At 49.7% G+C, this 14,026-nt stretch carries 8 protein-coding genes; all 8 read left to right on the forward strand.

Translation table 11 applies throughout. The features are described 5' to 3' along the window. Positions 1-447 precede the first annotated feature (447 nt). The 8 genes from ACUUJN_RS05155 to ACUUJN_RS05190 all read left to right on the forward strand — a co-directional run bounded on the left by ACUUJN_RS05155 (position 448) and on the right by ACUUJN_RS05190 (position 13,974). A complete protein-coding gene (locus ACUUJN_RS05155; protein WP_484669343.1) occupies positions 448-4,473 on the forward strand; it encodes a DUF5695 domain-containing protein in 4,026 nt (1,341 codons plus the stop codon). A 136-nt stretch (positions 4,474-4,609) separates the two neighbouring features. Then, the gene (gene melA, locus ACUUJN_RS05160) at positions 4,610-5,908 is read left to right on the forward strand and encodes an alpha-glucosidase/alpha-galactosidase (protein WP_069079686.1); all 1,299 of its coding nucleotides are present in this window, start codon (positions 4,610-4,612) and stop codon (positions 5,906-5,908) included. 13 nt (positions 5,909-5,921) lie between these two features. Then, the gene (locus tag ACUUJN_RS05165; RefSeq protein ID WP_068938451.1) at positions 5,922-7,748 is read left to right on the forward strand and encodes a cache domain-containing sensor histidine kinase; all 1,827 of its coding nucleotides are present in this window, start codon (positions 5,922-5,924) and stop codon (positions 7,746-7,748) included. Between the two features lie 16 nt (positions 7,749-7,764). Next, positions 7,765-9,357 (forward strand): response regulator, encoded by a 1,593-nt coding sequence (locus ACUUJN_RS05170; RefSeq protein WP_069079688.1) that lies wholly within the window; start codon positions 7,765-7,767, stop codon positions 9,355-9,357. A 123-nt stretch (positions 9,358-9,480) separates the two neighbouring features. Then, positions 9,481-10,836, forward strand: a complete 1,356-nt coding sequence (locus ACUUJN_RS05175) for an ABC transporter substrate-binding protein (protein WP_484669344.1) — start codon at positions 9,481-9,483, stop codon at positions 10,834-10,836. A gap of 33 nt (positions 10,837-10,869) precedes the next feature. Further along, positions 10,870-11,775: a carbohydrate ABC transporter permease gene (locus ACUUJN_RS05180; RefSeq protein WP_053324749.1), complete on the forward strand. Its 906-nt coding sequence runs from the start codon at positions 10,870-10,872 to the stop codon at positions 11,773-11,775. Further along, positions 11,772-12,698: a carbohydrate ABC transporter permease gene (locus ACUUJN_RS05185; RefSeq protein ID WP_484669345.1), complete on the forward strand. Its 927-nt coding sequence runs from the start codon at positions 11,772-11,774 to the stop codon at positions 12,696-12,698. The genes ACUUJN_RS05180 and ACUUJN_RS05185 overlap by 4 nt, the downstream gene beginning before the upstream one ends. Before the next feature lie 166 nt (positions 12,699-12,864). Beyond that, positions 12,865-13,974 carry a M24 family metallopeptidase gene (locus tag ACUUJN_RS05190; RefSeq protein ID WP_484669346.1) on the forward strand — a complete coding sequence of 370 codons (1,110 nt, stop codon included), beginning with the start codon at positions 12,865-12,867 and terminating at the stop codon, positions 13,972-13,974. The last annotated feature ends 52 nt before the right edge of the window (positions 13,975-14,026 follow it).

Consider the following 14,026-nt stretch of genomic DNA (forward strand, 5'->3'; position numbering starts at 1 on the left):
TACATACGCAGACTCCAAATTCTACCTTAGGAGCGAAACTATCTTAATAAATACCCTCGCATCTGAAAACCCAACGTATCGATTCCCCACTACAGCAGCTCAAAATAAATTCTCGATTTTATAGTGTCCGTTTGTATAATCTGATCACACCCCGATATATCTAAAAATGCCTCCTTGCTCCCTATCTAAATTTCTTTCTCTCCATCATCAGTAATCTTAATTCAGATAAATCTGTCGTAGCTTGGTTGATTGCCGATCTAACAGTATCCCTCTATTAGGTTGAAATCCTATATAAATCGGTTGAAAATGTTGATTTTACCAATGGACAAGGATTTGTACAATAGAGTTGTAACGCTTACATTTCCAAGGAGGTTGCGGCGAAATGAAGAGACTTCAGGTGATTGGCAAGCAAATCAGGACCCCGAGATCCAAAAGGAGGCCGTGTTGATGAAATTTAAGGGAATATTGGCGGCATTTTTGTTTTTAACCACAGCGTCTGTGTTGTTTGGGACGCATACGGCAGAGGCCCATGAACTATCCAATGACAAGCTGACGATTCAGACAGGTGAGCACGGTGAAATTTCATCCATACGTATCAAGGGAGATGCTTTCCCGACAGAGTACGTGATGAACACAACGGTTACACCTGAGCAGAACACCGCAGATCATCAGTGGCTAGGGGAGCTGATGTTCACGTACCGCTTGGATGGAGGCAGCTGGACGAAGGCATGGACGAACAAGTCGGCAGACGCACGTAAGATCACAACCAGTGGTAACCGTGTCACTGTCACGTACGAGAATTCTACTGACGCAGAAGGCATACGCAATTTTAAAGTCATTGAAACGTATTCGGCAGAGTCGAATGGTTCGGTGCTGTGGAATATACAGGTGCAGAATACAAGTGGAAAAAAATTGGAGATTGGCGATTTCGGTTTGCCTCTGCCTTTTAATGAGCAGTGGACCAACGGTGATGCGATCTACGAAACTAGAGTGGTGACGCATTCCTTTGTCGGCAATAACAGCTCCTATATTACAGCTGGGCGTCCCAGCGGCATTGGTTCTTCCCTGCTGCTGATTCCTGATTCCACAACAGGTGCGGGTTTTGAATATCAGGATCACTGGCGGGATGAGGAGCATCCGGGCAGCAAATGGGCCTGGAACCCGGCCAACGAAGGCAAATGGCTGGAAGGACTCAATGTATTTTATATTCATTCCAATGTCATCAAGTCCACGAATCGGGGGTATTTGCCCAATACAAGCCTGATCCTGAATCCTGGTCAAAGCAAAAACTATGGCTTCAAGTTTCTGGCGGTGAAGGACGAGCATGATGTAAAAGATACGTTGTACCAAGAAAACTTGGTGGATACAACAGTCGTACCCGGCATGATCGTGCCTACGAATCAAAAAGCGAAGGTGGACCTGCGCTCCAAGCAGGCGATCAGCAAAGTAACCTATCCAGACGGAACCGTTATTCCGCAGACAGATAGCAAGGCCGGAGGACATTACATTTATGAACTGAAATTTACTAAGCTGGGCCCGAACTTCATAACGGTAGAATACGGCAACGGCAACAAAACGGTGTTACAGTTCTATGCCATCGAGCCGATTGATCAGGCGTTGCAACGGCATGCTACATTTATGGTCGACAAAACCCAATGGAATGTACCGGGTGATCTGCGCGACAAGGTATTTGACGATTGGATGATGCATACCAAATCCAAACGCAACATTTTTAACGGCTATTGGGGTTGGGGAGACGATTGGGGTCTGACCCACGGACAGTTCCTGGCTGAGAAAAACACACTGTCTCCAGTCGCCAAAGAGGTGCGGGCAGTAGACGATTATTTGGAGACGGCGATCTGGACAAATCTGATGAACGGACATCATGAGGATTATTTAATTCATGATTTCTTGATGCCAGAGCCTAATGATACACCGACCTATCGAGGGTATGCGTATCCGCACGTATACAACACGTATTTCAGCATGTACAAGATTGCCAAGGAATACCCGGATCTTGTCACTTACAAGCATCCAAAGGAAACCTATTTGCTGCGGGCGTATAACATTTTCAAAGCATTGTATGAAGGGCCAGTCGCGTACAACTGGGAAACAGGTTTGATGGGCGAACTGACCACACCGGATATTATTCAGGCACTTCATGATGAAGGCTATGATGATGAAGCGAATGATCTCAAGGAAAAAATGGATCGTAAATATAACAATTTTAAAAATACAAAGTATCCTTACGGTTCTGAATATAGCTATGACAATACAGGGGAAGAGGCTGTATATACGTTAGCCAAGCAGAATATAGATACAGAGGGCGAGCAAAGTAAAGCCCTGGAAATGATGAGTAAAATTAATGCCAAAACCCGTGCGGCACGCGGTCATATGCCCGTATGGTACTACTACACCGATCCGGTGACGATTACCGGGGAGAACTGGTTTAACTTCCAGTACACGACTTCGCTTGCCGGATATGCGATGGATGACTGGATTCGCCATCATGAGGACAATCACCGTGAGGAACAACAGCGGTTGTCCTATGCAGCTAAAATTGCCAATGTTGGAGCGATTAACTCCGGGCAAATCAGCTCGGACGCTGAAAACATCGGGGCGGTCGCATGGACGTATCAAGCGGAAAAAGGCAATAACGGCACGAACGGCACTGGCGGCGGTAAAAATGTTCCGCTCTTTAACGGCTGGCGCGGCATGAGCGGTGAGGCTGATCTCGGATTGTTTGGTGCGCTCAAAACATTAAGTGCTGATATCGCGATTGATCCTATTTTTGGATTGACGGGCTACGGTGCAGAGGTGAGCAAAAGCGGCAACGTGTATACGATCAAGCCACTGGACGGCCTGTTCAAGCGGGTCAATCTGATCACGGAAAAGCTGTATATCGAGCTGGAAAAGGACCAATATACAGAAGCCAAGTTGGCAACATCCAAGGATTATGTATGGTTCCAACTGAAAAATCAAACGCCGGGCCAAGCCCATTCCACGTACGTTACATTTGACGGTTTGAAGAAAGGAACGTATCTGGTTAAAGTGGGCGGTCAATCGCAAGGAAAGTTTAATGCGTATGCGACCACCAACAAACTTAAATTGGAGATTGGTACAGCATCCTCCTATACGATAGAGCTGACACCGACCACACCTGATCCGAACAAAGCACCTATCGTGGATGCTGGCAAAGATTCGAAGGTAAAGCTGCCGGATCAGATCATTCTGAAAGGCACGGCTACGGATGATGGACTTCCACAAGGTAAGGTGACGAGCGAGTGGAGTCTGGTCGAAGGACCACAGGACGCGAAGGTCACATTCAGTAACAAAACATCGCTGCGCACGAAGGTGGACGTTTCCGAGCCAGGAACGTATGTGTTCAAGCTGACAGCCAGCGATTCTCAGTTGTCAGCTGAGGCTAAAGTAACGGTGGTAGCTGAAGCGGCGGCTCCGTTACTTGAACAGCTTGCAGTTTACAAGTTTGATGAAACAAGCGGTTCTATAGTTGCGGATTCATCGGACAGTGGCAATGATGCTGCCGTGAAGGGAACGGCTGCATGGGCTGCGGGTAAAACAGGCAATGCTGTCAGCCTGAACGGCAAGGACAGCTATGTGCAGCTTCCGGCGGGTATTGTCAGTCGGACACAGCAATTGACCGTATCCGGCTGGGTCAAAGCGAACAGCCTGAGCGATTATGTGCGGATTTTTGACTTCGGCTCCGGGACGAATGAATATATGTTCCTGACGCCTAAAGCAGGAAACACCATGCTGTTTGCTATTACCAACCAAGGCAACGGGCAGGGACAGGAGCAGACGATTGAAGGCCCTGTACTGCCGACAGGCGTATGGAAGCATGTTGCGGTCACGCTTTCGGGTTCCACAGGTATTTTGTACGTGGATGGTAAAGAAGTGGGACGCAATACCAACCTGACCTTGAATCCTACCAGTCTGGGTCAGACCAAAAATAATTTCATCGGCAAATCTCAGTACCCTGATCCGTACTTCAATGGTCTGGTGGATGAATTCCGTATCTACAGCCGTGCTTTGAATGCAACCGAGGTGGCAGGACTGGCCTCTGGTACAGCACAGAATCTGGCGGCAACTGAGAAAATCACCGCGTTAAAAGAAGTAAACGTGACGACTCGTGCGGGTGAAAAACCCGAACTGCCAAGCGTCGTGGAAGCTACGTATGGAGAAGGCTTCACCAAATGGGTGGCTGTGGAATGGGAGGATATAGACCCTGCACAATATGCTGCTCCAGGTTCGTTTGAGTTGAAGGGTAAAGTAGAAGGGACAGAGTTAAAGGCAATTGCGAAGGTAACTGTGATTGAGGCTGGGGCTGCGGATTCATCGGTAACACCGGTTAGTCCGGAGAATTCAGTAACCCCGCCAACTACGACACCCTCGGTAACATCTGCCTTACCGCTTCGGCCTGTTAGCTCCGCTAAATCAGCGGGGGTATCCTGAATGGGAGGCAACAACGCATAGTTATGAGTAACCTTTCCCATCGTCACTTTCCTCCTGTAAAGGGGAGAGTGGCGGTGGGTATCCTTGCATTTGGAGTGCAAAGCTGCGAACAAAAATGTGAATGGGGGGAAAAAGTATGAGCAAGATTACATTTCTGGGTGCAGGCAGTACGGTATTTGCTAAAAATGTGCTTGGCGATTGTATGTTGACGCCTGCTTTGCAGGGCTTTGAGTTGGCGTTGTTCGATATTGACCCCGTAAGGCTGAAAGATTCGGAAAATATTTTATCCAATTTGAAAAAAACAACAGGGAGCACCTGTGTGATTCGCTCCTACACTGACCGCAAGGAAGCACTGCGTGGGGCGACCTATGTGGTGAACGCCATCCAGGTAGGGGGCTATGATCCGTGTACAATTACGGATTTTGAAATTCCTAAAAAATACGGCCTGCGCCAAACGATTGCCGATACGGTTGGTATTGGCGGTATTTTCCGCAATTTACGTACGATTCCGGTGATGCTCGATTTTGCGGCAGATGTACGCGAGGTTTGCCCGGATGCATGGTTTCTCAACTACACGAATCCGATGGCAGTGCTAACGAATGTGATGAACGTTTATGGCGGTGTCCGTACGGTAGGGCTGTGTCATAGCGTGCAGGCGTGTATACCGGAACTGTTTAAAAGCCTCGGGCTGGAGCAGGAAGGTGTAAAGGCAAAAATCGCAGGCATTAATCATATGGCGTGGCTGCTCGAAGTGAGCAAGGACGGTGTGGATTTGTATCCTGAGATTAAAAAACGAGCCGCCGCTAAGCAGCAGGAAAAGCATCATGATATGGTGCGCTTTGAAATGATGCTAAAATTCGGCTATTACATTACGGAATCGTCCGAGCATAATGCGGAGTATCATCCGTATTTTATCAAACGGGCATACCCTGAGCTGATCGAGCGCTTCAATATTCCTTTGGATGAATACCCGCGTCGCTGTGTGAGCCAGATTGCACGATGGGAAACGATGCGTGAAGAGCTTTTGGGTAATCAGGATCTGCGTCATGAACGGTCAAACGAGTATGCCTCTTATATATTTGAGGCGATCGAAACGAATCAGCCTTTTGCCATTGGCGGCAATGTGATGAACACAGGCTTAATTACCAATCTGCCGAAGGAAGCCTGTGTGGAGGTACCTTGTCTGGTGAATCGTAACGGGGTTACGCCAACCTTTGTCGGGGATTTGCCACCCCAATGCGCTGCGCTGAACCGGACGAATATTAATACCCAGCTGTTAACGATTGAAGCTGCAATCACCGGGAAAAAGGAGCACATTTATCATGCTGCTATGTTGGACCCGCACACGTCCGCAGAGTTGTCCATGGATGATATCGTTTCTCTGTGTGATGACCTAATTGCAGCCCACGGGACATGGCTCCCAGCCTATGTGTAAGTGAGGCAGATGAATGGGAGGCCGTGGTCGTCAAAAGTTCGCCGGGATTCCTACAATCCGTGGGAAATTCATTGTACTGACGCTGGTACTCACCGTCATTCCGATGGTGGTGCTGACCTTTACCTTTTACCGGATCGCGGCCCATTCCCTTGGTGAGAAGTCGGAAGCGCTGGCTATGCAGTCCCGGCAAATGAGTGAAAATTACGTCAATGCGACGCTCTCCGATTTGAATGATCTAACCAATGCCATTCTCAGCAATCCTGATGTGCAGTCCACACTGGAGACCAAGCCGGAAGATGATTATGAATATTTACGGAACGATGAAACCCTCAGTATGGTTGTCCGTACGCAAACCCAGACCAAGCCGTATATCACGTCCTCTCTCATATATGCCGCCAATGGCGGGCTCAAGCATTCTCTCTATCAGGGGAATGTTTCGGTCCGTTTTGGCGGCCTTCCTACATTAGAGGAAGCACGTGTGTACTATCGCCGCCTACTCGCCGAGCGGCCCATGATGTGGATGGCTCATTCGCCGTTTGAATCCGGACGCGGGATGGCGGAGGATCGCATCTATGTGGGGAAACTGCTCCGAAAAACGACTGGAGATTATGCACCACTCGGATTTTTGCTGCTGGAAATCGACAAGGCCAGTCTATTTCGGGGGCTTGCTTTTCATGAAACAGATGGCAATACCCAGATGTGGGTGCTGGATCAGGAGGGCGAGCCTGTATACCGATTGCCGGAGCAGGGTGTTGCGGATCAAGCGCTATTGCGGCAGATTGCCAAATCGGCTGTGGATAGGCCTGTGCTTACGAAGGACTGGAGAACATGGAACGGCCGCCAGACGATGATCTCTTACGGCCCGTTAAATGAAGGACAATGGACGCTGCTGCAAAAAGTCGATCAGTCTGTGCTGTTCGAGGATGCGCGGAAAATTGGTGCCTGGACCATCTGGACTTTTTTGATTGCACTGATGTTGGGCTGGATGCTGTCTTATCGGCTGAGTGACACGATTCGTCGCCCCCTGCTTCAATTGAGCCGATTAATGGCGGTCGATGGGAGTGTGAGCGCTACAGGCTCAGCCCAAGCTTTCGAAGCTCCTACTTCCGTTGTTTTTAATCCTAAGGATGAGGTAGGGCAGATCGGGGAGCGTTTTCTTCATATGATGCAAAAAAATCATGAACTGTACGGTCAGGTCTACGAAGCGTTGCTGTCGCGTAAGCAGGCTGAGTTCCGCGCGCTTCAGGCGCAGATTAATCCGCATTTTTTGTACAACACGCTAGAATCCCTGAAGGGAATGGCCTTGGCGAATGGGCAACGGGATATGGCAGAGGTAATCGGTGCCTTCGGAAAATGCTTTCGCATTTCGCTAAGTTATGGCCGAGAGCAAATCAGTTTGGGACAGGAAGTCGAGCATGTAAGCGCCTATGTGAAGGTGCAGCAGTTCAGGTTTAGGAATTCGTTCGAGTGGATTTGCGAGGTCGAGGAGGATATTTGCGGATTTTATGTACCCAAACTAATCCTCCAGCCGCTCGTTGAAAATGCCATTTACCACGGCTTAAAAGGGCGCACCGACCGTGGCTATATCATGTTATCCGGTACAAGGGAAGGGGATATGTTGCGTTTGACGGTCAGTGATGATGGGGGCGGTATTGGAGCCGAGCGTCTGAACGATATCCGGAAGTCGCTGGATGCGGAACGGGGGAGTGCTATTGGCTTTGGGCTGCGCAATGTGCATGAACGTCTTCGGCATTATGGTCCGCAATATGGACTGTCCGTGACAAGCGAGCCGGGTCAATACACCTCGGTTACTTTACTGGCACCCATTCGAACCGAATAAGAAAGGGGAGGATGGCATGTACCGGCTGCTGATTGTGGACGACGAATATCATATTCGGGAAGGACTGAAGCTGATGGTGGCGGAAAGTGGTCTGTCAGTGGAAGTCAGTGATGTGGCGGAGGACGGCGCGACGGCATTACGTTTGTATACGGAGCAGCGACCGGACATGATTTTACTGGATATTAATTTACCGGATATGAGTGGACTGGACGTAGCAAAAATCATTCGGGAAAAGGATCAGCAGACTCCGTTATTATTCCTGACAGGGTACGAATCTATGACATATATTCGTCAGGCAGTTTCGCTTCAAGCGGTCGATTATTTGCTCAAGCCGGTGACCAGCGAGGATTTCGAAGCGGCATTGAGCCGGGCAGAGGATCGCATTGCGCAATGGCGAAGAAGCGAGGAGGAAGCCATTCACCGCCATCGTTCATTGGAGCCATTGTACAGGGAGCATCTACTGCTGGATTTGCTCCAGCAGCGGCGTCCTGCAGCCGAGGTCATTCGGGAGATGGACGGGCTGGGATTTTTCGGCGAGACGAATGGGCCGCCTTATACCGTGCTGTGCTGCGAGCTGGAGGAGGCGTCGCAGCAGGAGGCAACCGCCACTAGCAAGCCACACGGTTCCATGCATAAAAGCAGCCATGTATTCGCCGGACTGGCTGGGGAGGCTGCGGCAGCAGCCGGGGCGAAGGCGCATGGTGCGGCGGTTTCCCGCGATCGGCATGTTGTGCTGCTGGCGACGGCATCTTGCAGGGCGGCGGAACGGACGGCACAGCAGATTCGGCAGGCCGTGCAGGAACGATTGAGCCAGGGCGTGTCCATCGGGATTAGCCGTCCCGTACAACGGATGGAGCAACTTCCCGAAGCGTATGAGGAAGCTGTGCAAGCGGCAGAGCATCGGGGGTGGGTGGGCTATAGCCAGATCATCCCCTATGAGAGTATTCAGGCGGCCGAGCCGAACAGCAGTCAATTACTGGAGAAGGAACTGCTAATGATTACGGAAATTCGAGCAGGCAATGATGCTGCCGTACATGCGATTTTACAGGAATGGTCAGGACAGTTGGCAGGGTTGCCCGTCAAGCAGGTGAAAATGATTGTCACTCAGCTCGTGCTGTTCGTCATGCGGATCGTTCAGAGTGATGCATCTGTAGGACAAACGTCCATGCAGGAGCAGGACCCGTTGTTGGAGCTGTCCCGATTACGGCATGGGCCCGAGATGATTGATTATGTATCGCGCTATTTTGTCCGGGTGGGTCGTCATGTCCGAGAATCACGTGAGAAGGGGATTCCACGCAAATTCCAACGGGCCAAGGAATGGATTCGGGAGCACCTTCAGGAGGATGGCGGGCTGAACCGTCTTGCAGAGTACATGAATATGAGCCCCAAATATTTGAGTGCCCGTTTCAAGCAAGTTACAGGTGAAAGCTTCGCCGACTACCAGACGCGTGTTCGCTTTGAGCGAGCCCGAGAACTGCTGCTGGACGCGAATCGCAAGGTGGCGGAGGTAGCGGAGGTTGTGGGATTCACAGATACCAACTATTTTAGCATTGCCTTTAAAAAGCATACCGGACTGACCCCGACGGAGTTTCGTAAAACATTTTTGTAAACGCGCTGTTAAAAAAATCATACCAAAACAAAGAGAGTCTGGAGTCGTTGGGTGGTCGGCTCTGGGCTCTCGGCGCATAATAGGCTTGTAAGGAGAAACCAGTTCAGGAAGGGGCCGGTTGATTTGCTGAAACGAAGGTTACGGACATGGATGGCTCTCGTGATGACGGCGATGTTGACAGGGCTGACGGCTTGCAGTGGTAACGCTGGCGAACCGGCTAATCCCAATGCGGTCGAACTCAAGTTCATGTACTGGGGAAGCAATGACGAGAAGCAGGCGATGGAAAAAATGATTCAAAGCTTTAATGCATCCCATCCGAACATCCGGGTGAAGGGCGAGCATGTCCCTGGTGACTACACGACGAAAATTAACACGTTAATGGCTGCCAATCAGCTTCCTGATATCGCCTACCTGGGCGATTCCCTCACGATGAAATGGGCAAGTGAAGGTAGACTCCTGGATTTATCCTCTTATTATGACGAATATCCCGAATTAAAAAACAAGCTCAAATCCTCTTATCTCTACAGCGAACCCGGCAAGTCTATCGGCAATTACACCGCATTGGAAGTGATGCAGTTATTTTACAACAAGGAGTTGTTTACAGAAGCAGGGGTACCCGTCCCTCCGGCTGATCCTCAAAAAGCGTGGACATGGGATGAATTTCTGGAAATTGCCAAAAAGCTGACCAAGGATCAGAGCGGCAAGCATCCGGGAGACAGTGGATTTGATCCGAAAAATATTGTGCAATACGGCTTTGCCTTTGGCAATGACCGCAGCTCCTGGGGGCCGCTTTTAGCGAGCAACGGTGGAGGTTTGACTGACAAAACGGGCAAGAAGTACACCCTGAACAGTCCTGAGTCGGTGGAGGTTTTTCAGAAGTTGCAGGATCTGGTTTTCAAGGAGCATGTTTCTCCTGATTTGATCCAGCAGCAGGACATGCCGTCCAATACGATTCGGCTTCAGACAAGAAAGGTCGCAATGGTTGTGGACGGGACATGGTCCCTGCTCGATTTTTCGAACAACAAGCAGCTGCAATGGAGTATCGGCGTCTTACCGAAGCTAAAAGAGCCCAAAACGATGATTGTTGCGGGAGCCACGGTCATTTTCCAGAGCACCAAGCACCCGAAGGAAGCGCTCGAATTTTATTTGTATCATAACAATCCCGAAAAGGTGGATTTGTTCAAGTCCGGTCTTTGGATGCCTATCGAGGAAAAATATTATACCGATGAGCAGGCCATCCAGTCATGGACAAATAATGCCGCACATCCACCGGAATTTCAAAAGGCTGGCATTGAGTATGCCAGAGATTATGCGATCAAGCCGTCAACTTCGACCCTTCGCAACTGGCCTGATATCGGTTCCAAGCTGACCCCAGGGCTGGATCTGATTTGGACGAACAAGAAGACGCCGAAGCAGGCACTGGATGAACTGGAACCTATCATTCAGCCATTGCTTCAAGGAGTATACCCGGATGAATAATGCGGCGGGACAGCTGCGAAAGGAGAACGGCCCATGAAGCGACCAAAATCAGGAATGATGCGTATGGAGCGAAACTGGGGTCTGCTATTCGCGCTTCCTGCCATCCTCGGATTAATGATATTTACAATTGGACCGATCGCGGCCTCGTTCGTATTCAGCTTAACCGATTGGACGATTGGTGGACAGATGACCTTTATTGGATTGGACAATTACCGAACCATTTTGACTGAGGACGCTACCTTTTCCCAATCCATGTTCGTGACCACATATTATGCACTGGGTAGCGTACCTCTAGGCTTGGCGGCAGCTTTTATCATTGCGCTGTTATTAAATCAAAAGGTGAAGGGTTTGTCGGTGTTCCGTACGATTTATTATTTACCTACCATTGTACCGAGTATTGCCAACACGATGCTGTGGCTATGGATGTTCAACCCGGATTTTGGTCTGTTAAATTCGCTGCTGGAGGGTGTTGGACTGCCGGGGAGCAAATGGATTTATGACGAGAACACTGCAATACCCTCGCTAATCATGATGAGCACCTGGGGGATCGGGAACACGGTCATTATCTTTTTGGCGGGACTTCAGTCGGTTCCCACCCATCTGTATGAAGCAGCTGAGGTAGACGGCGGCAATAGGTGGCACAAATTTTTTCACATTACCATTCCTTCGATGACACCAACTATTTTCTTCAATCTGGTCATGTCTTTAATCAGCACCTTTCAGGCATTCAATCAGGCGTATGTTATGACCAACGGAGGGCCTAACAATTCAACCCTGTTCTATGTGTTCTACTTGTGGCGTACGGCCTTTACGGAGACTAAAATCGGCTACGCCTCAGCGCTGGCCTGGATCTTATTTTTCGTCATCTTGGTCCTAACGGTTCTGATTTTCTCCACATCCAAAAAGTGGGTCCACTATGAAGGAGGGGAACGTTCATGAATCAGGTCACTTCTTCTGTCAATCCTTCAGAAACACCACAACATCCGCTTCCACAGCCTGAACGCTCCCGAAGTCCTGCTACCGCCACCCGTTCCAAACCATTCCCAATCAGCCGTGTTGTACTGTATGTCGTTTTAATTATAGGTAGTGTTTTAATGCTGTTGCCATTTGCATGGCTCATTCGTAGCTCTCTGATGGGGACATCTCAAATTTTCGTGTTCCCGCCAGAGTGGATACCCACTCCTTTTCAATGGAGCAATTACCCGGAAGCGCTGACTTCAGTACCGTTCGGCAGGTATTTTATGAATACGTTCATCATTGAGGTATGTGTGCTGGCAGGAGTGATGTTGACCTCGATTGTATCGGCGTTTACTTTTGCCCGCCTACGCTGGCCTGGACGTAATCTGATCTTTTCTCTGCTGATCGGGTCGATGATGCTGCCTTACGCGGTGACGCTAATTCCCACTTTCGTGATGTGGCGTGAGCTGGGCGGTCTGAATACATTTCTGCCGCTGATTGTTCCTGCATGGTTCGGTGGAGGGGCGTTTAACATCTTTTTGATGCGACAATTCATGCTGACGATTCCACGCGATTTGGACGAAGCGGCTTATATGGACGGAGGTACGCCTCTGACTGTACTATGGCGCGTCATTATTCCTTTATCTTCGCCTGCATTGATCGTGATCGGAATATTTACATTTATTGATGTGTGGAATGATTTTTTGGGCCCGATTATTTACTTAAGTGACGAAAAGCATTTTACGCTAGCGCTGGGGCTAGCGACTTTTCGGGGATTGAACAATACCAACTGGCCTTACCTGATGGCGGCTTCCAGCACAATTTTGGCTCCCATCGTCCTGATATTTTTTATCGGACAGCGCTATTTTATCGAAGGCATCACATTGACAGGGATAAAAGGCTAAAAGGAAGCTGAGACGCGCTGGTGTGCTTGAAAAAGAGACGGAGAATTGGGTGCAGGACTTACGGGAAAGCGGCAGCGAGAAGAGCATACATGTGTTCAAAAGCAAGTGGAGAGTATGTTCTAAGGCATATGCCCTGAAAAGAGATGTGGAATAAGGAGGCGTACGAGTGAAAGAGGAAGAGAGTCAAAAGACAAAACCGTTACAGGGTGTTCCAGGCAGACTGGCCCGGTTACGCTCGGAATTCCCGGCTCTAGGGATAGATGCACTGCTTATTACACATGGGCCTAATCGAAGATATATGACCGGATTTACAGGCTCCGCTGGAATTGCACTTGTTACGCAGGAAGAGGCTTTTTTAGTGACGGATTTCCGCTATATGATGCAGGCAACAGATCAGGCAGTGGAATATTCAGTGATTCGGCATGAGGCGCAAATCTTCCAAACCGTGGCCGATCTCACAAGTAAATTGGGTGTCCACAGACTGGGTTTGGAGAGCAGGCATGTTTCACTTCAACAGTCGGGACAGCTACAAGCCGCGCTGGGCTCGTTGGAGTACGTACAAACGGAGGATGTCATTGAACGGCTGCGCGATGTGAAAGACGAAGAAGAGATTCGCACCATTAGCGAAGCTGCGCGTATTACCGATGCCGCCTTCACGGAGGTGCTGAATTGTATTCAGCCTGGAGTTACAGAGCGGCGGATTGCGGCGGAACTGGAATATCAGCTTCGGCTCGCAGGCGCGGAATCAGGCGGTTTTGCGTTCATTGTCGCTTCAGGTGAGCGTTCGGCGCTGCCGCACGGACTGGCCAGTGACAAGGAAATTGGTCAGAACGAGTTCGTCACAATGGATTTTGGCGCAAATGTGCGTGGTTATCTATCCGATATCACGCGTACCGTATTCGTAGGCCAGCCCTCAGAACGACATGAGAAATTGTATGCCATTGTGCTGGAAGCAAATATGAAGACGATTGCAGGACTTCGTCCCGGCTTAAGCGGTCGGGAGGGAGACAGTCTGGGGCGGGATGTGATTGCTTCTTACGGCTATGGGGAGCAGTTTGGTCATGGGCTGGGCCACGGCTTTGGTCTCGAAATTCATGAGCAGGTACGGCTGTCCCGCGAAAGTAAGTCGATGCTTGTACCGGGTCATGTCATTACCGTGGAACCGGGCATTTATATCCCAGGCTTCGGCGGGGTTCGGATTGAGGACGATGTGCTGATCACAGATGACGGTGTCAAGGTACTGACCTCTTCGCCTAAGGAACTGCTTTTATTATAAAACTAAGTGGCGTTATAGGTAACTGTCCATAGTTTGCAAGTCATTCAAAAAT

Source organism: Paenibacillus sp. LRG-1 (assembly GCF_057220305.1).

Bases quoted from the DNA above. Each gene is read 5' to 3' on its own strand.
- ACUUJN_RS05185 (WP_484669345.1), top strand. From the start codon at position 11,772: ATGAATCAGGTCACTTCTTCTGTCAATCCTTCAGAAACACCACAACAT.
- ACUUJN_RS05165 (WP_068938451.1), top strand. From the start codon at position 5,922: ATGGGAGGCCGTGGTCGTCAAAAGTTCGCCGGGATTCCTACAATCCGT.
- ACUUJN_RS05170 (WP_069079688.1), top strand. From the start codon at position 7,765: ATGTACCGGCTGCTGATTGTGGACGACGAATATCATATTCGGGAAGGA.
- melA (WP_069079686.1), top strand. From the start codon at position 4,610: ATGAGCAAGATTACATTTCTGGGTGCAGGCAGTACGGTATTTGCTAAA.
- ACUUJN_RS05155 (WP_484669343.1), top strand. From the start codon at position 448: ATGAAATTTAAGGGAATATTGGCGGCATTTTTGTTTTTAACCACAGCG.
- ACUUJN_RS05180 (WP_053324749.1), top strand. From the start codon at position 10,870: ATGAAGCGACCAAAATCAGGAATGATGCGTATGGAGCGAAACTGGGGT.